The sequence below is a fragment of the Rhodanobacter sp. B04 genome (assembly GCF_002001125.1).
GTDB lineage: Bacteria > Pseudomonadota > Gammaproteobacteria > Xanthomonadales > Rhodanobacteraceae > Rhodanobacter.
In genome coordinates, this window is the sequence record NZ_MUNV01000007.1 from 113,048 (window position 1) to 134,932 (window position 21,885).

Consider the following 21,885-nt stretch of genomic DNA (forward strand, 5'->3'; position numbering starts at 1 on the left):
GTAGCTTGGTTGATCCAAATTCGCAAGGAAACGAATGCAATTGAAATGAATTGAAGATTTTCAGGCGCTGCGGTCGCTGCGCAACGCGCGCACCGCCTCATCGTTCCCCGCCGCACCGCGCCCACTGACCCAGCCGAACAGCGCGATGCCGACGATGATCGCCAGCGCGCCGAACAGCGCATAGCCATGTGGCCGCGTCTCGCCGAGAAACAGCACGCCGAGCAAGGTGGCGAACAGCAGTTCGGCCGCCTGCATCGCCTCGACCGCGGCCAGCGCGGTCGGCTCGCGCCGCACCATGTCGGTGGCGCGGAAGAACAGCACCGTGGCGATGGTGCCCGAGGACAGCGCCACGCCACCGGCCAGCAACGCTTCGCGCAAAGTCGGCGGCCCGATCGTGCACCACGCGATGACCGCGAACAGCAGCCACAGCGGCCAGCTGCACAAGGTCATGCCGAACACGCGCTGCACGGCGTTGATGTGGCTCTGGCCCTGCTCTCCATGAGCATGCTCCAGGTGCAGCAGCAGCTTGCGGTTGCCCAGCGGATAGGCAAACGCCGACAGCACCACCGCGCCGATCGCCAGCCAGTCACTCGCGCGCAGCTGGCCGTGCGCATGCCCCCACTGCAGCGCGAACACTCCGGCAACGATCAGCGCACCGATCGCCAGCGTGCGCCACGCCAGTCGACGCCGCTCGTCGCGATAGATCAGCGGCGCCAGCAGCGGACCAGCCAAGACGGTGGTCTGGAAGCTGCCGGCGATCAGCCACGACGGCCCGCTGCTCGCCGCCCAGGTCAGCGGAATGCCGAACAGCACGAAACCGACGCTGCTCCACAGCAGCCACACACGCGGGTGCCGGCGCAGTTCGCGCGGCAACCCGCCAAGCCCGCCCTGCACTGGCAGCACCATGGCCAGCAGCGGCAGCGTGATCAGGTAGCGCAGGATCACCGCCCACGCCCAATGGCCGCCGCCGGCCACCAGGCTGCGATTGAGCACATAGGTCAGCGTGAAGAACAGTGCTGCACACAGCGCCAGGCCCACGGCGGCAAGCGAAGACGAGCGCATGAAAAATCCGGTGGCGGTCACGGCAGGCCCGCAGTGTTGCAAATCAGCCATCGAATGCGAAGCATGCGACCCGTGCCGAGCCGGTGAGTCACGTTCCCTCGGCTGATGGAGCCAAAGGCAATTGCAGTCGTACTTCCAGACCACCGCCCTCGCGGTTATGCGCATGGATCTCGCCGCCATGCACGTGCACCACGCGCTGCACGATGGCCAGGCCCAGGCCATGGCCGTCGGTGAGCGCGGCATTGCTGCCGCGGAAGAACGGACGGAACAGCGAATCCAGCTCGGCGTCGGGTACGCCCGGGCCACGATCGCGGATGAACAACTCCGCCTGACCCTCACGAGTCTGCACGGCAAGCTCCACGCTGCTGCCTGCAGGACTGAACTTGATGGCATTGGTGATCAGGTTGTCCAGCGCCCGCTCCAGCAGCAAGCGGCTGCCCAGCACGCTGACCGGCTGGCTCGGCGTCCATTGCAGCCGCACCTGGCGCGCATCGGCTGCCAGCTCGGCCTGTGCGATGCATGCCTGTGCCAGTTCGGCCAGCTCCACCGGTTCACGCTCCATCCCCGGGATGCCGCCTTCCAGGCGCGACAACGTGAGCATATCGCCGGTCATCCGATCCAGCCGGCTGATCTCCTGCTCGGCCTGGGTGAAATAAGCCGCCGCATCGGTGGCGCTGGCACTGCGCTGGGCCAGGTCGAGGATCAGATGCAATCGCGCCAGCGGCGAGCGCAGTTCGTGCGACAGATCCTGCAATACGGCGCGGTCGTGCGTCACCAGCGCCTCGATGCGTTCGGCCATCGCATCGAAGTCGAGCGCGAGTTGCGCCAGTTCGTCGTGCGCCATGCCGCCCTGATCGCCGACCCGGGTGGAAAGCTCGCCGGCGGCCATGCGCCGGGTCGCCTCGCGCAACGCCTCGACCGGTCGCGCCACGCTGCGCGCCACCCACCATCCCAGCAGTCCGATGCACAGCAGCGACAGCACCAGCTGGATGCTCAGCAGGATGGTTTGCCTGGTCTGCGGCCGCAATCGCGTATGCGTCCTGCTCATGGCCACCAGCTGGCGAACCTGGCCATCGTCGCCGGTGACCTGCTGTACGGCGATGTAGATACCCGGCCATGGCTGCACGACGATATCGCGGCTCGCCTCGAGCCAGCCCGGCAGCGACTTCGCCACCGATGCGTGCAGGCGGATCGGATACAACGGCTGTCCCTTCTCGTACAGGGTGGCCTCGATGCCCTCCTGGCGCTGTTGCACGGACCAATCCTCCAGCGCCGCCGCGCCGCCGCTTTCGTAGGCCTGGTCGGCCCCCTGGGCCAGCAGCACCCAGTTGATCTCCCTGGCCGTGGTGTACTCGATGAAGCCGCGCGTCAACAGGCCGCCCAGCAGAAGCACCAGCAGGTTGGCCACACAGAACCAGATCAGCACGCGCCAGTACAGTGAGCTCCGGAACGGGTTCATGACTCGGCCACGACCAGCACGTAGCCGGCACCGCGCACCGACTCGATCCGCGGCGCCTGCGCCGATGCCTCCATCAACTTGTGGCGCAGCCGGCTCACGTGGACATCGACGCTGCGGTCGAAGCGTTCCAGCTCGCGGCCCAGTGCCATGCGCGTCAACACCGCCTTGTCGACCAGTTCGCCGGCACGCTGGGCGAGCGCCTGCAGCAGCAGGAATTCGGCCCCGGTCAGCGACAGCTCCTTGCCGTCGGCGTAGGCACGCCGTTCGCCGGGCTGCAGGCGCAGCGTGCCTACCTGCAGCGCAGCTGCCGTTGCCGGCGTGTTCCGCCGCAACTGCGCACGCACGCGCGCCAGCAATTCGCGCGGCAGGCAGGGCTTGGCCAGATAATCGTCGGCCCCCAGCTCCAGCCCGATCACCCGGTCCACCGCCTCGCCGCGCGCGGAAAGCATGATGACCGGCAACCGGTACTGCAGCCGCAGGTCCCGCAGGGTCTCCAGGCCATCGCGACCGGGCATCATCACATCGAGGATCAGCAGATCGGGCCTGGATGCCTGGGTACGCAACTGGGCCAGCGCCGCATCGCCGTCATGGGCGACGTCCACGACAAAGCCCTCGCGCCGGAGGTATTCGGCCAGCAGGCTGCACAGCGCGCGGTCGTCATCGACAATCAGGATTCTGGACATGGTGGCCGGAAGGTTTTCAGTCATTCAAAGCGGGCGCCCGGGTAAACACCATAGCTCTTTACGCATCTTTACCCTGCGGCAAAGAACATACACACGGCACGGTCGTCTAATGGGTGCAAGACATCCACTCCCCCCACGACGACAAAGGTACTACCCATGCGCAAGAGCATTTCACTCGGCCTGATCCTGGCCTCGGCCGTAGCCGCCACCACGATCGCTTTCGCCGCTCCGGCCGCCGGCTCGTTCGGTGGCTGGCATCACGGCCAGGGGCACGGCCAGTTGATGGCCTTCAGCAAGCTCAACCTGACCGATGCCCAGCGCGCCAGCATCAAGCAGATCATGCAGACCAGCTTTGCCCAGAACAAGACGCAGCGTCAGGCACTCCGCCAGCAGCGCAGTGCGTTCGCGTCGATGACCCCGGATCAGGTCGGCTACCAGGCAGCCGCCGCGAGCCTGGCGCAGGCGGAGGGCGCAGCAGCCCAGCAGCGTGTGCAACAGCGCGCCAACCTCCGTGCACAGGTCTACGCCGTGCTGACCGCGTCGCAGAAGGCGCAACTGGCCACCTTCCAGGCCCAGCAACAGGCCCGCAAGCAGCAGTGGGAACAGTTCAAGGCCCAGCACCCGGTTTCCTCGGCTGCCTCGTCGACGACCCCGTAAGCAGTCAGCGGCAGGAAGCTGCGCCAGCGGCAGGGCTGGCGCAGCTTTTTTATCATGCGGAACGGGTGAGCGATCACCGATAGTGATAGTGGCCGCCAACCCAGACATGGCCGACCGCCCAGTAACCCGGCACCCAGACACGAACCGGGCGCGCCGGCACCACGACGCAGCCGCTCAGCAGGGCGGCGGAAAGCAACAGCACAGACATGAAGCGACGCATGGGGACACTCCTCGATGGGGACGTGTCGCCAGGAACGCCGTATTCCTGTTCTTCGATGACGGTGCCAAGCGCAGTGGATGGCTGGCATTCATTTGAAGCGCATTCAGCAATTGCTGCGCGGCTTCACTTCGGCCGTGTCGCTGCGGGCCGGATGGCTCACCGCGCAGCCAACGCCATGACTGCGCTGCGATAACGCGCGGCTATGCGCTCCTCGTCGTGATGCCGGAAATCACGCACGAGCCAGCGACCGCCGGCCATCACGTCGCGCACCAGCGGCGTATTGCCGGCAAACAGGAAACTGTCCAGCAATGAGCGCGCATCGCGCGCGGCCAGCAAGGGCGAGGCTTCGTCCAGCACGATCAGGTCCGCACGCGCACCCTCACGCAACTCGCCAACGAACAAACCGGAAGCCTGCGCGCCGCCATGCAGCGTGGCGCGCCACAGCGTCTCGCCGACACTGTCACCTTCGTGTCGCGCCGCGATGTTGCGATGGCGCGTGTGCAGACGCTGGCCGTATTCGAGCCAGCGCAACTCCTCCACCGGCGAGATCGAGATGTGCGAATCCGAACCGATGCCGAGCGTGCCGCCGGCATCGAGATAGTCGGCCAGCGGGAACAAGCCGTCGCCGAGATTCGCCTCGGTGGTGGGGCACAGGCCGGCCACGGCGCCGCTGCGCGCGATCCGCGCGGTCTCCGCGTCGGTCAGATGCGTTGCATGCACCAGGCACCAGCGCGCATCGACCGCAGCATGCTCGAACAGCCACTCCACCGGTCGCGCGCCGCGCGTGGCGAGGCAATCCTGCACTTCGCCGATCTGCTCGGCGATGTGGATGTGGATCGGGCAGGCCTGCAGCATGGGATCGGCCAGCACGTCGCGCATCGCGCGCTCGGGTACCGCACGCAACGAATGCAGCGCCACACCGATGCGCACGTCGGCGCTTTCGTGCCGGCGCAACGTCTCCAGCAAGCGCAGATAAGCATCCACCTCGTGGCCGAAGCGGCGCTGGCGCGCAGTGAGCGCACGGCCGTCGAAGCCGCCGCTGATGTACAGCACCGGCAACAGGGTCAGCGCAATGCCCGCTTCGCGGGCGGCCTCGATCAGCGCCAGCGACATCGCCTCGGGCTGCGCATGGGGCGTGCCATCGGGTTGGTGATGCAGATAGTGGAACTCGCAGACCTGGGTGTAGCCCGCCTTCAACATCTCCACGTAGAGCTGGGCGGCGATCGCCTTGAGTGCATCCGGGCCGATCGCGGCGGCGAACGCGTACATGGTCTCGCGCCAGCTCCAGAAACTGTCGTCGGCCCTGCCCTTGCGCTCGGCCAGCCCGGCCATCGCACGCTGGAACGCATGCGAGTGCAGGTTCGGCATGCCAGGCAACACCCAGCGGCCGATCGGTTCGGCGGTACCGTGCACGTGCTCCTGCAGTCGTCCGTCCGCACCCACCGTGAACACGGCATCGGCCTGCCAGTCCCCGGCATGCCATAAATGGCCGGCCTTGAAACTGCGGATGCTGGCGATCTCGCTCATGCGATGGCTCCGGTAACTGATGCCGCGCAGTGTAACCGGGTGCGGGACATCGTCTTCACGTGACCGTCGTCCGCAGCATGCATAATCGAAACATGGCCAGGAAAACCAGCGAAAACACGCCAAAGCTGCTACTGCGACAGGCGAATCCCGCCGATGTGCCCGCACTGACCGAGCTCACGGCCCGGGTCTATACGGCGGAATGGGGCCACTCGGCGGAGATGCTGCGCTCCCAGCAGACGCACTTTCCCGAAGGCCAGTTCGTGGTCGAGTACGAAGGCAAGGTCGTGGGCTATTGCGCCACCTTCCGCACCGACGAAGCCACCGCGCTGGCACCGCATACCTGGATGCAGATCACCGGCGGCGGCATGGGTTCGCGCCACAAGCCCGACGGCGACTGGCTGTACGGCATGGAAGTGGTGGTGCACCCGGACTATCGCGGCATGCGCATCGGCCAGCGGCTGTATGAAGCGCGCAAACGACTGTGCATCGATCTCAAGCTGCGCGGCATCGTGTTCGGCGGCCGCATCCCGGGCCTGGCCAAGAACATGCAGCGCTATGGCAGCGCCGAGGCATACGTGCAGGCGGTGGTGGAAGGCAAGCGACGCGATCTGACCCTGAGTTTCCAGCTCAACAACGATTTCGAGGCGATCGGGCTGCTGCGCGCCTATGTCCCGTCCGACTACGATTCGCTCGGTTATGCCGTGCACCTGGTCTGGCGCAACCCGCGCCTGCTCGACCATCCGGACATGCCGTCGATCCCCTCGACCCAGCGCCTGCCCGATTCGGTGCGGGTGGCTTCGGTGCAGTACCAGCAGCGACGCATCAAGTCGTTCGAGGAATTCGCCACCCAGGTCGAATACTTCACCGACATCGCCGCCGACTACAACGCCGATTTCGTCACCTTCCCCGAGCTGATCACGCTGCAGCTGCTGTCGATCGAAAACGAGGAACTGTCGCCGTTCGACACGATCCGCAAGCTCAGCCAGTACACGCCGCAGGTGAAGGAACTGTTCAGCCACCTGGCGGTGCACTACAACATCAACATCGTCGCCGGCTCGCACCCGACCGAGCAACCGAACGGCGACATCCACAACGTCTGCTACGTGTGCCTGCGCGACGGTTCGATCCACGAGCGCGAGAAGCTGCATCCCACGCCGAGCGAGCGCAACGTGTGGAACATCACCGGCGGCGACAGCGCGGCGACGGTGCTTACCGACTGCGGGCCGATCGGCGTGATGATCTGCTACGACTCCGAATTCCCGGAAGTCGCCCGTCACCTCACCGACCAGGGCGCGCTGATCCTGTTCGTGCCGTTCTGCACCGACGTGCGCGAGGGTTACCTGCGCGTGCGCTACTGCTCGCAGGCACGGGCGATCGAGAACCAGTGCTACGTGGTGCTGTCCGGCAACGTCGGCAACCTGCCCGGCGTCAACAATTTCGACATCCAGTACGGCCAGAGCTGCATCCTCACCCCCAGCGACTTCCCGTTCGCGCGCGACGGCATCGCCGCCGATTCGACGCCGAACATCGAGACCGTGCTGTTCGCCGACCTGCGTCTGGAAAGCCTGGCCCGCGCGCGCAATGCCGGCGCGGTGCAGAACCTGAAGGATCGCCGCTTCGACCTGTACGAGACGCGCTGGCGGCCGCGTTAGTCGACCCGTTGCCTGCCGATCGCGACGCAGGGTCTGCGATAATGGGCGAATGACAGAACCAACCCAGCCCGCTTCGCCTTCTTCGAATCCGCGCCTGCAGGCCCTGCTCGGCCACGAGTTCTTTGCGCCCCACCAGTGGAAACGGCGCCTTGCGCTGTGGATCGGCGCGGTCGTGGTGGCGCTTGCAGCGATCCTGTTTGCCAAGGCCAGCGACTGGTCCTACCACCTGTTTCAGCGAATGCTGAGCTACGGCGCATGGATCCCGCTGATCGTCACGCCGATCGTGTTCGGCCTGCTCGCCTGGGTCACCGAGGGGCGCCTGCGCGCCACCCGCGGCAGCGGCATCCCCCAGGTGATCGGCACCTTGCATATCGAGGACGAAGGCTTCCGGGCCCGCATGCTGGCGCTGCCGATCGCGGTCGGCAAGATGGTGCTGACCCTGATCGCGCTGGCTGTCGGTGCCTCGATCGGGCGCGAGGGGCCGACCGTGCATGTCGGCGCCGGCCTGTTCTACTCGCTGGGCCGCCGCTTTGGCTTCACCGATCCCAAGGCGGCGTCGCGCTTCATCCTTGCCGGCGGCGCCTGCGGCATCGCCGCCGCTTTCAACACTCCGCTGGCCGGCGTGGTGTTCGCGATCGAGGAGCTGGCCGGCACGTTCGAGCATCGCTTCAGCGGCCTGCTGCTGACGGCGGTGATCGTCGGCGGCGTGGTGTCGCTCGGCATCATGGGCAATTACTCCTACTTCGGCCAGGTGCAGGCCAGCCTGCCGCTGGGCCATGCATGGCTGGCCGTGCTGCTCACCGGCATCATCTGCGGCTTGCTGGGCGGCCTGTTCGCGCGGCTGATCCTGCTCAGCCGGCACGGGCCGCTGGCCTATATCGGCCGTCTGCGCTCGCATGCGCCGGTACTGTTCGCCGGCGGCTGCGGCTTGGCACTGGCGCTGATCGGGCTGTTCTCGCACAACAATGTCTATGGCACCGGCTACGACCAGGCACGCGCCTTCGTGCAGGAAGCCGCCGTCACGCCGGGGCAGACCTTCGGCATCGCCAAACTGCTTGCGAATGTCTTTTCCTACTGGGCTGGCATTCCTGGCGGCATCTTTTCGCCCGCACTCGCGGTAGGCGCCGGGCTTGGCCACAACATCGCGTATTTCCTGCCCAGTGTGCCGGCCGGCACGGTGGTGCTGCTGGGCATGAGCGCCTACCTCTCCGGGGTCACCGGCGCGCCGCTGACTTCGGCGGTGATCGCGATGGAACTGACCGACAACCAGGACATGGTGATCCCGATCATGGCCGCCTGCCTGCTGGCACGTGCGGCCGCCTCGCTGTTCTGTCCGACGCCGGTCTACAAGGATTTCGCCGAACGCATGGTGCAGGACTTTGAACACCAGCAGGCAGCCCATGCGGAAAGCGCGGAAAAGGCCCGGCTGGAAGCCGATGCGTTACAGCACGTCGGCAATACGAGCGCCTTCGCCGAGACGGCTGCGCCAGTGGACGATGCCCCCACCGAGGCACCGGAAGCATGAGCGAGCCACGCTGGGATCGACTGCTGTTGAATGCCACGCTGGCCACGTTTGTCGGCGACACGCCCTGTGGCTTGGTCGAACGTGGCGCCATCGCGCTGCATCACGGCCGCATCGCCTGGGTCGGCCGCATGGATGAATTGCCGGATGCCCCGGGCACGCTGGCAGCCGCCGTGGAGTCGCTCGATGGCGCACTGGTCACACCGGGGCTGATCGACTGCCATACCCATCTGGTGTTCGGCGGCGATCGTGCGCAGGAGTTCGACCTGCGCCTGAACGGTGCCAGCTACGAGGAGATTGCGCGCGCCGGCGGCGGCATCGTCTCCACCGTCAACGCCACCCGCGCCGCCAGCGAGGAGCAGCTGTTCGCGCAATCGCTGCCGCGTGCGCAGGCCCTGCTCGCCGACGGCGTGAGCACACTGGAGATCAAGTCCGGCTACGGCCTCGAGCTGGACAGCGAGCGCCGCATGCTGCGGGTGGCGCGGCGCATCGGCCGCGAACTGGGCATCAGCGTGCGCACCAGTTTCCTGGGCCTGCATGCGCTGCCACCGGAGTACACGGATCGACGCGACGACTATGTGGCCCTGGCCTGCGACGAACTGCTGCCGGCTCTCGCTGCCGAAGGCCTGCTCGATGCCGTCGATGCATTCTGCGAAAACATCGGCTTCACCCGCGGGGAAACCCATCGGGTCTTCGAGCGTGCGCAGCAGCTGGGCCTGCCGGTGAAACTGCATGCCGAACAACTTTCCGATCAGGACGGCGCCGCGCTGGTCGCCGAGTTCGGCGGCCTCTCCGCGGATCATCTGGAATACCTGAGCGAACCGGGCATCAAGGCGATGGCTGCCGCCGGCACCGTTGCCGTGTTGTTGCCCGGTGCGTTCTACGCGCTGCGCGAAACGAAATTGCCGCCGATTGCGCTGCTGCGCGAGCACGGTGTGGCGATCGCGATCGCCACCGACTGCAACCCCGGCACCTCGCCGCTGCTGTCGCTGCGGATGGCTGCAGGCATGGCCTGCACGCTGTTCCGGCTGACGCCGGAGGAAGCATTGCGTGGCGTCACCGTGAACGCGGCACGTGCGCTGGGCTTGCACGATCGCGGCACGCTTGCCGCCGGCCAGCGTGCCGATCTGGCGGTATGGAAGGTGAAGCGACCCGCCGAGCTGTGTTACTGGATTGGCGGCTCGCTGGTGCGCGAAGTCTATGTGGGCGGCGAATCAGTAACGGTTTGACGCCTCGATGCGCTGGACCAGCGCGTCGACAAATGCCGACGGCAATTCAGCGCGCACCGGCACCCGCCACCAGTGCGGCTGTGCGAAGCGCAGGCATTTCACCGCATCCTTGTCGGTCATCAATACCGGCAGGTCATCGGCAAAGGCCAGATCGGACTGTGCGAACTGGTGGTGATCTGCGAACGCATGTTCGACGACCTCGATGCCCAGCGCACGGAGACTGTCGAAAAATCGCCGTGGGTTGCCGATCGCCGCCACCGCATGCACCCGCCCACCGCTGAAACTGGCCAGGGGTTGTCGCCGACCGTCGCACAGCGCCAGGACATCGCCAGCGCGCAGCTGCATAGGATATTCGCCCGCCTCGGCGACGACGCCATTGCAGACGCACAGGTCTACCCGCTGCAGCCTGCTCATCGGTTCGCGCAATGGGCCGGCTGGCAACAGCCTGCGATTGCCGAAGCGGCGCACACCGTCGATCACGCAGATCTCCACGTCGCGCGCCAGCCGGTAGTGCTGCAGCCCGTCGTCGGCCACCAGCACATTGCATCCCGCGTCGAGCAGCAACCGGGCGGCCGCAGGACGATCCCGCCCCACCGCCACCGGCACGCCACTCGCATGGATCAGGCAGGGTTCGTCACCGACTTCTGCCGGATCGGGTGCGTCGCCGAGCAGCAACGGCCCGCGCCGGCTGCCGCCGTAGCCCCGGCTGGCTACACCGGGGCGGAAGCCCCGGGCGCGCAAAGCTTCGACCACTGCGATGGTCAACGGTGTCTTGCCGGTGCCGCCCACGCTGAGGTTGCCGATCACCACGACCGGAACCGGCAGGCGCACACTGCGCAGCACGCCGGATCGATACAGCCGGCCGCGCAGGCGAGTCAGGCCGGCATAGAGCAGCATCAACGGCCATGTCCACCACGGCGCACGGCCACCGTCGTACCAGGCTGATTCGAGCGTATCGATCAGCGCCATCGGTGCCCCTCAGTCGCCCGCCTGTTGATCGGCGTGATCGTGGAACTGCATCCGGTGCAACGCGGCGTACTGCCCGCCGAGCGCCAACAGCTCGGCATGCGTGCCGCGCTCGATGATGCGGCCCTGATCCATCACCGCGATCTGCTCGGCGCCCTCGACGGTGGACAGGCGATGCGCGATCACCAGCGTGGTACGGTCCTTCATCAGGCGCTGCAGCGCCTGCTGGATCAGCCGCTCCGATTCGGTATCGAGCGCGCTGGTGGCTTCGTCCAGCACCAGGATCGGCGCGTTCTTGAGGATCGCGCGGGCGATCGCGAGGCGCTGGCGCTGGCCGCCGGAGAGCGTGTTGCCGCTCTGGCCGATCTGGGTGTGGATGCCCTTGGGCAGGCGCTCGATGAATTCCATCGCATTGGCAGCTTCAGCGGCCGCGATGATGTCCGCTTCGCTCGCCCCAGCCAGTTCGCCATACGCGATGTTGTTGGCCACCGTGTCATCGAACAGCACCACGTTCTGTCCGACCCAGGCGATCTGCCGGCGCAGCGAGGCCAGCGTGTATTCCTGGTAGTCGTGGCCGTCGAGCACGATGCGGCCGGCACTGAGCTCATTGAAGCGCGGCAACAGGCTGACCAGGCTGCTCTTGCCGCTGCCGGAACGCCCCACCAGCGCGGTCACCGTACCTGGCGCGCATTGCAGGTCGACACCGCGCAGGGCTTCGAACCCTTCGCGTGGATAAACCATCCGCACATCCTCGAAGCGCAGGTCGCCGCGGGTGCGTGCCAGCTCGAGCTTGCCATCATCGGTTTCCGGCGGCAGGTCGATGACTTCGAAAAGGTCTTCGGCAGCGGACAGGCCACGCTGGATATTCGCCTGCACCGTGGCCAGCCGCTTCAGCGACGGCAGCATGGTGCCCATCGCGATCAGGACGGCAAAGAATTTGCCGGGCGACATCTGGTACAGCACGTCCGGCCGGGTCCCCAGGAAGACCAGGGCGGCCATGGCGGAGGCCGCTATCAGCTGGACCGTGGAACTGGAGGCGGCGTTGGTCGCCGAAATCTTCAGATTGAGCGAGCGCGTACGTTCGGTGATCGCATCGAAACGCGTGGCCTCGTGTTGCTGGCCGCCGTAGATGCGCACTTCGCGGTGTGCGCCGACGGATTCCTCGACCGTGCCGGTGACCGATCCCATGGTGCCCTGGATCCGGCGGCTGATCAGCCGGTAGCGCCTGCTCACGACGGTGGCCACGAAGGCGATCGCCGGCACCATGATCAGCAGCGACATGGTGAGATAGGCGCTGTTGTACAGCATCACCATCAGCATGTAGATGACGGTGAGGCCATCGGTGACGGAAACCTTCAGCGCATCGGTGGCAGCCGATGCCACCTGCTCGCTGGTGTAGGTGATGCGTGAAATCTGCTGGCCCGACGACTCACCGCCGAAGAACGACGCCGGCAACCTCAAATAGGCCGCAAAGACGTCATGCCGCATCTTCTGCACGACATGGCGGCCGATGTACGAGATGCCGTAATCGCTGACGAAGGTGCCGCAGGAACGCACCAGAAAGATGCCGATGATCCATATCGGCATCCAGAAGATCAGATACGGGTCCTTTCTCACGAACAGGCCGTCGATCATGGTCTTCAGCAGGTTCGTGAACAGCGCCAGGCCGCCGCCGTCGGCCGCCATGCCGACCATCGCGACCAGGCCGATCGGCCAGTAGCGTGCGGAATAACCGAGCAGGCGCTTGTACACGCGCCAGCTTTCCGCACCCCACATGCGGGCCTTCGGTTTGCTCACTGCCCCGCGCCCGGCTTGCTCGGCGTGGTGGCGATCGACAGCCTGGTGAAGCCGAGCTGGCCCAGTGCGTCCATTGCGGTCACCACGTCCTGGTTCGGCGTCATCGCGTCGGCACGGATCGTCACCGGCCGGTCGTGGTCGGTACCGGCATTGCGCGCGATGGCCTGCTTGAGCGGCTCGATGCCCTCGCCCATCACCTCGTCGCTGCCCACGTAATAGCGACCATCGCGGTCGATCATGATGGTCAGCGCCGGCGCGTTCATGTCGCGGTCCTGCGTGCTGGCCTTGGGCAAGGTCACCTGCATCCGCGAATGCTGCACGAAGGTGCTGGTCAGCACGAAGAACATCAGCAGGGTCAGCAGCACGTCGATCAACGGGATCACGTTGATCTCGAAATCATCGCCACGGCGGTTGTTGCTGATACGCATGGTGCGCGCTCAGCTCGCGCTCGGCGCGGACGAGGCCGGCGTGCGCCGCACCCGTGCCGGCGCCGGCGTCGGCGCGGCGGGCGCCAGGGTCAGGTCGTCGAGCAAGGCGGTGGCCTGCTTTTCCATCTCCACGCAATAGCCAGCCACGCGCGAGCGGAAATAACGGTGCAGCACATACGCCGGAATCGCCACGGTCAGGCCCGACGCGGTGCAGATCAACGCCTCGCCGATGCCGCCGGCCATCTTGGCCGGATCGCCGATGCCGCCGGCCATCACTTCCATGAACATGCGGATAAGGCCGATCACCGTGCCGAACAGGCCGAGCAGAGGGCCGATCAGCGCGATCGTGCCCAGCGTGTTGAGGTAGCGCTCCATCCGGTGGATCACATGCCGGCCGGTATCCTCGATGCGTTCCTTGATCAGATCGCGCGGCTGGTTGCGCACCGCCAGCGCCGAAGCCAGCAGTTCACCCAGCGGCGAACCATTGGTCAGCGCTTCCAGATGCGCCGGATACAACTGGCCCGTGCGCGCCCACTCGCGCACCTCGTCGCCCAGACCCGGCGGCAGCACCGATTTGCGGCGCAAGGTCCAGCAACGCTCCAGCACGATCGCCAGCGCGATCGCCGAGCAGATCAGGATGGGCACCATCGCCCAACCGCCAGCCATCAGGATTTGCAGCACGTTACGACCTCGTCTTGCGACCTCTCGGGAAGCGCGCATGATAGCAGTCCCGTCCTGTCGTACTGCGGCACGCGTGGCAATCCCTTATTCACGCCACTTGTGGCAAACCATTAAGTCACTCCCGCCAGTAGCGTGGCTGCCGCCAGCGCCAGCCCGGTTTGCGCTGCACGGGGCCGCCGGCGGGAAAATCCAGCGGAATCGCCCCCTCCAGGGCGGTATTGAATACCGCTATGCCAGCGCCGGCATAGCGTGCCAGCACCTCCGGCTTCGGGTGTCCAAAACGGTTGCGCCAACCCGCCGACACCAGCGCCATGGGTGGCCGCACCGCGGCGATGAAAGCCATGCTGGACGAAGTCTTGCTGCCATGATGCGGCACCAGCAATACCGGCCGCGCTCCGGAGCCGAGCACAGCGGCCACCTGCGGCTCGGCCTTCAGGCTGATGTCGCCGGTCAGCAGCAAGCTCCCGCCATGACCTTCGACCAGTACTACGCAGGAGCTGTCATTGCCCCGATCGCCCGCGCCGCTGCGAGGACTCAGTACACGGAAACGCACGCCGTCCCATTGCCATGACTGCCCAGCGACGCACTGCTGCATCGGCAATTTCATGCGCGCCATTCGGGCCGGCTCGCCGGCATAGCGCTGCGCTTCCGGAAAGGCGCTTGCGACGGCCTCGGCACCGCCGGCATGGTCGTTGTCGCCATGGCTGACCATCAGCATGTCCAGGCGCGTGATGCCAAGCGCATGGATCGACGGCACCACGGCGGCCTCGCCCAGGTCGAAGCCGGACGGATAGCGCGCACCGGCGTCGTAGACCAGCGCGTGGTCGCGCGTGCGCAACAGCACCGACAAGCCCTGGCCGACATCCAGCACCCAGACCTGGAACGCTCCCTCGACCGGCAGCTGACGCGGCGGCCACAGCAACGGCAGGAACAGCAGCACGCCGAACCAGCGCAACGGCACGCCACGCGGCAGGAACAGCCACGACGCCCCCAGCAACGCCAGCAGCAACGCCCACGGTTGCACGGTCGGCAGATACCAGTGCGCGCCGGGCCAGCTCGCCATCCGCTCCAGCAGCCACCACTGCGCGTGCGCCAGCTGCGCCGCCAGCCACAGCACCGGCGTGGCCAGCGGCGGGCATAACCCCAATGCCAGCATGCCTAGCAGCGCGCACGGCACGATCACGAAGCTGACCACCGGCACCGCGACCAGGTTGGACAACGCACCCACCAGCGAAGCCTCGCCGAAAAACCACAGGGTCAGCGGCAGCAGCGACACCGTCATCACCATCTGCCCGGCCGACAGTTCGTGCAGGAACGCGCGCAACCCGCGGCCGCGCGATTGCAGGCAGAGCATCAGGAAGGCCACGCCGACGAACGACAGCCAGAAACCGGCGGCGAGTACCGCCAGCGGATCGAACAGCAGGATCGCGATCATCGCCAGCGCCAGGGATTGCGCGCCACCGCCGCCACGCCGGCTGCAGCGCGCCAGCGCGACCACCGCGATCATCAGCAACGTGCGCACCGTCGGCAGGCCGAAACCGGCCAGCGCACTGTAGATGCCGGCCACCAGCAAGGCCGCCGCGGCCTGCGCCTGCGGGCGTGGCAGCCACGACCCCAAGCGTGGCCACAGCCAGTAGACCAGCATCGCCAGCCACACGCCGGACACGGCTGCGACGCCGACGTGAAAGCCGGAAATCGCGATCAGGTGCGACACCCCGTTGGCCCGCGCGACTTCCCAGTCACGCTGCTCCAGCCCTCGCGTGTCGCCCACGGAAAAGGCCTGCAGCAAGGTGGCATCGTGCGGATCGTGCACGCGTTCGGCGATGCCGCGGGCGATCGCGTCGCGCACGCCATCGACACACCAGTGCGTGCCAGACAACCGTGTGTTGCCAGGATCATCGCGCACATAGCCCGTGGCAACGATGCCGCGCTCCAGCGCGGAACGCTCGCTGTCAGCCACACCAGGATTGAGCAGGCCACGCGGTCGCTTCAGTCGCAGCAGCAACCGCCATTGGCTACACGGCTGCAGCAGCGGCGCATCGTCATACCAGGACACCGTCACGCGACCATGCAACGCGACGGGATGTCCATCCAGCGTGGCGTGCTCCACGCGCAGCACGAAGCGATTGGCGTCCGTGCCGGCCTGCGGCAAGCCGACGATGCGGCCGACCACCGCGATGTCCTGGCCTTCCAGTGCGCGCGGCAACCGCGCGTCCATCGCTGCGGCACCATGCCATGCCGCCCAGACGAAGCCGAACAAGGCCCACGCCAGCCAGCGCCAGCGTGGCAAGCGCCACGCCAACAGCAACACTGCCGCCAGCAGCAGCCCGAGACACCAGCGCGGCGGCAGGCTCGGCAGCCATTGCACCAGCAGCACGCCGGCCAGCAAGGCCAGTGCCGCCGTGATTGCCGCCGTTCGTGTCATGCCGCGCCCCGCGCTCCATCCTGGATACGGTCGAGCCTAACGCGGCCCTGCCGGCTGCGCGGATGAAAAGCATGTAGGCACTCGCCGCCCAGGCGGCAGCGTCACGGTACAGCCGGCGATCAGGCCTTCGGACTTTCCTGCAGCATGCCGTTGTGCAGCACCAGGGTGCGATCCATCCGCCCCGCCAGGTGCGTGTCATGGGTGACCAGGATGAAGCTGGTGCCGATCTCGCGGTTGAGCTCCAGCATCAGCGCGTAGACCTGCGCGGCGTTGCCTTCGTCGAGGTTGCCGGTGGGCTCGTCGCCGAGCACGCAGGCCGGCCGGGTCACCAGCGCACGCGCCACCGCACAGCGCTGGCGCTCGCCGCCGGACAGCTCGGACGGCTTGTGGTGGCTGCGCCCGCCCAGGCCTACCCGCTCCAGCAGCGTGCTGGCCTGGCGCTGCGCCTCGGCGATCGCGGTGCCGCGGATCAGCAGCGGCATGCACACGTTCTCCAGCGCGGTGAACTCCGGCAGCAGGTGATGGAACTGGTAGATGAAACCGAGCGAGCGGTTGCGCACGCGACCGCGTTCGGCGTCGGAGAGTTTCGACAGCACGCGGCCGTCCACTTCAACCTCGCCGGCGGTCAGCGTGTCCAGCCCGCCGATGATGTGCAGCAGCGTGCTCTTGCCCGAACCGGAGGCGCCGACGATCGCCATCGTCTCGCCGCGCTTCAGGGTGAAGCTGACGTCGCTGAGCACATCGGTGCGCAGGCCGCCTTCGTCGTAGGTCTTGGCGACATGGCTGGCGCGCAGCACGTTTTCGCCGGCTTGATCGGTAGCGGTCGGGTTCATGGCGGTCTTATTCATAGCGCAGCGCCTGCGCCGGCTGCGTGCGCGACGCGCGCCACGCGGGATAGAGGGTGGCCAGCAGCGAGAAGGCGAATGTCAGCAGGGCGGTCCAGCCCACATCGTGCCAGTCCAGCCGGCTCGGCACCTCGCTGATGTAATAGACGTCCGGCGACAGGAAGGTCACGTGGAAGGTGTGCTCGATCCACTTGATGATGCCCGGCAACTTCCACGACAGCAGCGAGCCGAGGCCCACGCCGAAGCCGATGCCGACAAAACCCACCAGCACGCCCTGCACCATGAACATGCCCATGATGCTGCGCGGCGTGGCGCCGAGCGTGCGCAGGATCGCGATGTCCGCCTGCTTGTCGGTGACCAGCATCATCAGCATCGAGATCAGGTTGATCACCGCCACCAGGATGATCAGCGAGAGGATCACGAACATCACCATCTTTTCCATCGACAGCGCGGCGAACAGGTTCGCGTTGGTGTCCATCCAGGTCTGCACCCGGTATACCTGCCCCAGCTTGTCGGCCAGCTCGCGGGCGACCGGGCGCGCGTTGAACATGTCGTCGAGCTTCAATCGGATGCCGGTGGGCCCGCTCAGGCTGTTGAGCTTCTCGGCATCGCTCATGTTGACCAGCGCCAGGCCGGAGTCGAACTGCTCCATGCCCAGTTCGAACAGGCCCACCACGTGGAAGCTGCGCATCTTCGGCACGCCACCCATCGGCGTGGCATACAGCTGCTGCACGATCACCGTCACCCGGTCGCCGACGCTGACGCCGAGCGTCATCGCCAGGTCACGGCCGAGCACGATGTTCCAGCTGCCCGGGGTCAGCTCGCCCAGCGAGCCCGCGACCATGTGCTTGTCGATGTCGACGACCTTCGGCTCCTGCGTCGGCTCGATGCCACGCAGCAACGCCGCGCTGGAACGACCGGCGGTCAGATAGGCCTCCGCCTCCACGTACGGCGCAGCGCCCAGCACATGCGGGTTCGCCTCGGCGACCTGCAGCGTGCGCGGCCAGTCCTGCACGCTTTCGCCGACACCGGACACGGTCGCATGCGAGATCGCGCCGAGGATGCGCGACTTCATCTGGTAGTCGAAACCGTTCATCACCGACATCACGGTGATCAGCGCGATCACGCTGATCGCGATGCATACGATCGACACGGTGGAAATGAACGAGATGAACTGGTTGCGTCGCTTGGCACGCGTGTAGCGCAGGCCGATGAAGAGTTCGAGCGGTCGGAACATGGGCGGGTCGCTTGTGGGGATCGCAGGGCGGGCCGCCCGGTCGTGCATTATCAGGTATTCGGTGAGACCGCGCCGCAGTGGCGAAGTTGCCGAGAGCCCAGGCCATGCGGATCAATTCATGCAAATCAGAGCCGCGGCACGGCCTCGCCCGGCTGCACCGTCGCCAGCCGCATGCGCAGGCGCCGACGGATATCCGCGTCGCTGTTGTCCGGCGCCAGCAGCAGCACCTGCGTGCCCTGCCGCGCAGTCTGCAGGCGCAGCAACACGAAACCGCCCAGCATCCGGAACGAAAGCAGCAGCGCAGGCACATCCTCGCGATCCACCAGGTGCAGCGTCCAGTCGTTAGCGGCACTCCAGCCCGCGGCCGCCACCGGTGAATCTTCCACCTTGCGGAGCGATTGCCTTGTCGCCAGCAGCACGCCGGCGATCAGAAACCATTTCATCCACGGCGCCAGCGCGCACAGCCAGACAGCCAGCACCGCCAGCGCAGCGACTGCGAGCAACGCGCGCCGCAGCAGGCGCGACGGCCGGTATTCAAAGCCGATGGCGGGCGCGGATGTCATCGATGATCGCCTGCCAGTCCGTTCGTTGCGGGCGCGCATGACCCATCACCCAGTCCCACAGGTCCGGATCCTGCACGTCGAGCAGTTCGTCGAACGCCTGCCGCTGCGCTTCATCGGCGCTGGCAAAACGTTCGTCCAGCCAGCCGCCGAACAGGGCATCCAGTTCGCGGGTGCCGCGACGGGTGCGCCAGCGCAGGCGCTTGAGGCGGGCATCGTCCGGCATGACATGATCGTTGCTCATGCACGGAAGTGTAACGTCAGCCCCGCAAAACACGACAGGCCGCACCAGGCGGCCTGTCGTGGCGATGCAGCTAAAGAAAAAATCAGGGCGAACGCCGCTCCACCATCAGCTTCTTGATCTCCGCAATCGCCTTGGCCGGGTTCAGGCCCTTCGGGCAGGTGCGCGTGCAGTTCATGATGGTATGGCAGCGGTACAGCTTGAACGGATCTTCCAGATCGTCCAGCCGCGCACCGGTGGCCTCGTCCCGCGAGTCGACGATCCAGCGGTAGGCCTGCAGCAGGATCGCCGGGCCGAGGTACTTGTCGCCGTTCCACCAGTAGCTCGGGCAACTGGTCGAGCAGCAGGCGCACAGGATGCACTCGTACAGCCCGTCGAGCTTCTTGCGCTCTTCCGGCGACTGCAGCCGCTCGCGATCCGGCGCCGGGCTCTGCGTGCGCAGCCATGGCTTGATCGAGGCGAACTGCGCGTAGAAGTGGGTCAGGTCGGGAACCAGATCCTTCACCACCGGCATGTGCGGCAACGGATAGATCTTCACGTCGCCCGACGCGCATTCCGAGATCGCCCGGGTGCAGGCCAGCGTGTTGGTGCCGTCGATGTTCATCGCGCACGAACCGCAGATGCCTTCGCGGCAGGAACGGCGCAGCGTCAGCGTGGAATCGATCTCGTTCTTGATCTTCAGCAGCGCGTCCAGAACCATCGGGCCGCACACGGCCAGGTCGACCTCGTACGTGTCGATGCGCGGGTTCTGGCCGTCGTCCGGCGACCAGCGATAGATGCGGAAGGTGCGCGGATTCTTCGCGCCCTTCGCCGGATAATGCTTGCCCGGCTGGATCTTGGAATTCTTGGGTAGCGTGAACTCGGCCACGGTTGCCTCTCCAGTCGAAAACTTAGTAAACGCGCTTCTTCGGCGGCACCACCTCGACCTCATCGGTCAAGGTGTACATGTGTACCGGACGGAAGTCGAAGCTGCTCTTGCCGGCCTCGTCCACCTTCACCAGCGTGTGCTTCATCCACTCGGCGTCGTTGCGATCGGGGAAGTCCTCGCGCGCATGACCGCCACGGCTCTCCGTGCGCTGCTGGGCCGAGTGCATGGTGGCGACGGCCTGGTCCAGCAGGTTGGCCAGCTCCAGCGTCTCGATCAGGTCGGAGTTCCACACCAGCGAGCGATCGCTGACGCGGACATCCTTGAACGATTCGCGCACCGCGGAAATCTTCTCCGAACCTTCCTTCAGCGTGCTGCCGGTACGGAACACCGCCGCATCGCTCTGCATGATGCGTTGCATCTCCAGCCGGATCTGCGCGGTCGGCTTGCTGCCGTTCGCGTTGCGCAACGCGTCGAACCGGGCCAGCGCCTTGTCCAGCACGTTGGTCGGCAGGTCCTTGTGCGCCGTCTCCGGCTTGATCAGTTCGGCGCAGCGATGCGCCACCGCACGACCGAACACCACCAGGTCGAGCAGCGAGTTGGAGCCAAGGCGATTGGCGCCATGCACCGACACGCAGGCCGCCTCGCCGATCGCGAACAGGCCGGGCACGATCGCGTCGACGTCGTCGCCCTTCTTCTGCACCACTTCGCCGTGGTAGTTGGTCGGGATGCCGCCCATGTTGTAGTGCACCGTCGGGATGACCGGGATCGGCTCCTTGGTCACGTCGACGCCGGCAAAGATGCGCGCCGACTCGGCGATGCCCGGCAGGCGCTCGTGGATCACCTCGGGACCGAGATGCATCAGGTTGATGTAGATGTGGTCCTTGTGCTCGCCGACGCCGCGGCCTTCGCGGATCTCCATCGTCATCGCGCGGCTGACCACGTCGCGGGAAGCCAGGTCCTTCGCATTCGGTGCGTAGCGCTCCATGAAGCGCTCGCCCTCGGAGTTGGTCAGGTAACCGCCTTCGCCACGCACGCCCTCGGTGATCAGGCAGCCCGCGCCGTAGATGCCGGTCGGATGGAACTGCACGAACTCCATGTCCTGCAACGCGAGACCGGCACGCAAGACCATGCCGCCACCGTCGCCGGTGCAGGTATGCGCCGAGGTGGCGCTGAAGTAGGCACGGCCGTAGCCGCCGGTCGCCATCACCACCGCGTGGCCGCGGAAGAAATGCAGGGTGCCCTCGTTCATGTCGAGCGCAAGCACGCCGCGGCAGACGCCCGCCTCGTCGAAGATCAGGTCGATCGCGAAGTATTCGATGAAGAAGGTGGCGTCGTGCGCCAGCGCCTGCTGGTACAGCGTGTGCAGGATCGCATGGCCGGTACGGTCGGCCGCGGCGCAGGTGCGCTGCGCGGTGCCCTTGCCGTAATGCGTGGTCATGCCGCCGAACGGGCGCTGGTAGATCTTGCCTTCGTCGGTGCGCGAGAACGGCACGCCGTAGTGCTCCAGCTCGATGATCGAGGGAATCGCCTCGCGGCACATGTACTCGATCGCGTCCTGGTCGCCGAGCCAGTCGGAACCCTTGACGGTGTCGTAGAAGTGGAAGCGCCAGTCGTCCTCACCCATGTTGCCGAGCGCGGCCGAGATGCCGCCTTGCGCCGCCACGGTGTGCGAGCGGGTCGGAAACACCTTGGTGATGCACGCCGCCTTGAGGCCCTTCTCGGCCAGGCCGAAGGTGGCGCGCAGGCCCGCGCCACCGGCGCCAACCACGATCACGTCATACAGATGTTGCTGGATCTTGTAGCTTTCCATGAAATCTCGGCCTCGC

Annotated in this window: 20 protein-coding genes; 4 read left to right on the forward strand and 16 right to left on the reverse strand. The window is 66.5% G+C overall.

Features of this window, described 5'->3' with window-relative positions:
- Window positions 1–60 precede the first annotated feature (60 nt).
- The 3 genes from B0E46_RS05225 to B0E46_RS05235 all read right to left on the reverse strand — a co-directional run bounded on the left by B0E46_RS05225 (window position 61) and on the right by B0E46_RS05235 (window position 3,204).
- Entirely contained in the window at window positions 61–1,062 is a 1,002-nt protein-coding gene (locus B0E46_RS05225; protein ID WP_077554979.1) for a multidrug resistance efflux transporter family protein, read from the reverse strand.
- 88 nt (window positions 1,063–1,150) lie between these two features.
- On the reverse strand, window positions 1,151–2,521 hold the full coding sequence (locus B0E46_RS05230; RefSeq protein WP_077554727.1) for a HAMP domain-containing sensor histidine kinase: 1,371 nt from the start codon (window positions 2,519–2,521) through the stop codon (window positions 1,151–1,153).
- Complete coding sequence (locus B0E46_RS05235) at window positions 2,518–3,204, reverse strand: response regulator (RefSeq protein ID WP_077554728.1); 687 nt, start codon at window positions 3,202–3,204, stop codon at window positions 2,518–2,520. The genes B0E46_RS05230 and B0E46_RS05235 overlap by 4 nt, the downstream gene beginning before the upstream one ends.
- Before the next feature lie 156 nt (window positions 3,205–3,360).
- On the opposite strand from B0E46_RS05235, the gene B0E46_RS05240 reads away from it, so the two are divergent.
- Window positions 3,361–3,861, forward strand: coding sequence for a Spy/CpxP family protein refolding chaperone (locus B0E46_RS05240; RefSeq protein ID WP_077554729.1), 501 nt, complete (start codon window positions 3,361–3,363; stop codon window positions 3,859–3,861).
- 73 nt (window positions 3,862–3,934) lie between these two features.
- On the opposite strand, the gene B0E46_RS17680 is transcribed toward B0E46_RS05240, so the two are convergent.
- Both B0E46_RS17680 and B0E46_RS05245 read right to left on the reverse strand, forming a co-directional pair.
- Window positions 3,935–4,081 carry a hypothetical protein gene (locus B0E46_RS17680; protein ID WP_168171137.1) on the reverse strand — a complete coding sequence of 49 codons (147 nt, stop codon included), beginning with the start codon at window positions 4,079–4,081 and terminating at the stop codon, window positions 3,935–3,937.
- A 156-nt stretch (window positions 4,082–4,237) separates the two neighbouring features.
- On the reverse strand, window positions 4,238–5,608 hold the full coding sequence (locus tag B0E46_RS05245; protein ID WP_077554730.1) for a formimidoylglutamate deiminase: 1,371 nt from the start codon (window positions 5,606–5,608) through the stop codon (window positions 4,238–4,240).
- Window positions 5,609–5,700: 92 nt separating this feature from the next.
- On the opposite strand from B0E46_RS05245, the gene B0E46_RS05250 reads away from it, so the two are divergent.
- Genes B0E46_RS05250 through hutI form a run of 3 tightly spaced genes read left to right on the forward strand, consistent with a single transcriptional unit; the run spans window position 5,701 to window position 10,011 of the window.
- On the forward strand, window positions 5,701–7,260 hold the full coding sequence (locus B0E46_RS05250; RefSeq protein WP_077554731.1) for a carbon-nitrogen hydrolase family protein: 1,560 nt from the start codon (window positions 5,701–5,703) through the stop codon (window positions 7,258–7,260).
- A 49-nt stretch (window positions 7,261–7,309) separates the two neighbouring features.
- The gene (locus B0E46_RS05255) at window positions 7,310–8,785 is read left to right on the forward strand and encodes a chloride channel protein (RefSeq protein WP_077554732.1); all 1,476 of its coding nucleotides are present in this window, start codon (window positions 7,310–7,312) and stop codon (window positions 8,783–8,785) included.
- On the forward strand, window positions 8,782–10,011 hold the full coding sequence (gene hutI, locus B0E46_RS05260; protein WP_077554733.1) for an imidazolonepropionase: 1,230 nt from the start codon (window positions 8,782–8,784) through the stop codon (window positions 10,009–10,011). Before B0E46_RS05255 ends, hutI begins: the two co-directional genes overlap by 4 nt.
- Here hutI and lpxK read toward each other — a convergent pair.
- From lpxK to sdhA, 11 genes are all read right to left on the reverse strand, one after another.
- A complete protein-coding gene (gene lpxK, locus B0E46_RS05265; RefSeq protein ID WP_077554734.1) occupies window positions 9,997–10,980 on the reverse strand; it encodes a tetraacyldisaccharide 4'-kinase in 984 nt (327 codons plus the stop codon). The genes hutI and lpxK overlap by 15 nt on opposite strands.
- A gap of 9 nt (window positions 10,981–10,989) precedes the next feature.
- On the reverse strand, window positions 10,990–12,753 hold the full coding sequence (gene msbA / locus B0E46_RS05270) for a lipid A export permease/ATP-binding protein MsbA (RefSeq protein WP_077554980.1): 1,764 nt from the start codon (window positions 12,751–12,753) through the stop codon (window positions 10,990–10,992).
- A 17-nt stretch (window positions 12,754–12,770) separates the two neighbouring features.
- A complete protein-coding gene (locus B0E46_RS05275; RefSeq protein ID WP_077554735.1) occupies window positions 12,771–13,202 on the reverse strand; it encodes a biopolymer transporter ExbD in 432 nt (143 codons plus the stop codon).
- A gap of 9 nt (window positions 13,203–13,211) precedes the next feature.
- On the reverse strand, window positions 13,212–13,883 hold the full coding sequence (locus B0E46_RS05280; RefSeq protein WP_217316319.1) for a MotA/TolQ/ExbB proton channel family protein: 672 nt from the start codon (window positions 13,881–13,883) through the stop codon (window positions 13,212–13,214).
- Window positions 13,884–13,998: 115 nt separating this feature from the next.
- Window positions 13,999–16,308 carry a DNA internalization-related competence protein ComEC/Rec2 gene (locus tag B0E46_RS05285; protein WP_077554736.1) on the reverse strand — a complete coding sequence of 770 codons (2,310 nt, stop codon included), beginning with the start codon at window positions 16,306–16,308 and terminating at the stop codon, window positions 13,999–14,001.
- Window positions 16,309–16,427: 119 nt separating this feature from the next.
- Window positions 16,428–17,141 carry a lipoprotein-releasing ABC transporter ATP-binding protein LolD gene (gene lolD / locus B0E46_RS05290; protein ID WP_077554737.1) on the reverse strand — a complete coding sequence of 238 codons (714 nt, stop codon included), beginning with the start codon at window positions 17,139–17,141 and terminating at the stop codon, window positions 16,428–16,430.
- A 7-nt stretch (window positions 17,142–17,148) separates the two neighbouring features.
- Window positions 17,149–18,390: a lipoprotein-releasing ABC transporter permease subunit gene (locus tag B0E46_RS05295; RefSeq protein WP_077554738.1), complete on the reverse strand. Its 1,242-nt coding sequence runs from the start codon at window positions 18,388–18,390 to the stop codon at window positions 17,149–17,151.
- Window positions 18,391–18,515: 125 nt separating this feature from the next.
- Window positions 18,516–18,953 (reverse strand): protein YgfX, encoded by a 438-nt coding sequence (locus B0E46_RS05300; protein WP_077554739.1) that lies wholly within the window; start codon window positions 18,951–18,953, stop codon window positions 18,516–18,518.
- Window positions 18,925–19,176, reverse strand: coding sequence for a succinate dehydrogenase assembly factor 2 (locus B0E46_RS05305; RefSeq protein ID WP_077554982.1), 252 nt, complete (start codon window positions 19,174–19,176; stop codon window positions 18,925–18,927). The genes B0E46_RS05300 and B0E46_RS05305 overlap by 29 nt, the downstream gene beginning before the upstream one ends.
- A gap of 100 nt (window positions 19,177–19,276) precedes the next feature.
- Complete coding sequence (locus B0E46_RS05310) at window positions 19,277–20,059, reverse strand: succinate dehydrogenase iron-sulfur subunit (protein ID WP_077554740.1); 783 nt, start codon at window positions 20,057–20,059, stop codon at window positions 19,277–19,279.
- A 22-nt stretch (window positions 20,060–20,081) separates the two neighbouring features.
- A complete protein-coding gene (gene sdhA / locus B0E46_RS05315; protein ID WP_077554741.1) occupies window positions 20,082–21,869 on the reverse strand; it encodes a succinate dehydrogenase flavoprotein subunit in 1,788 nt (595 codons plus the stop codon).
- Window positions 21,870–21,885 lie beyond the last annotated feature (16 nt).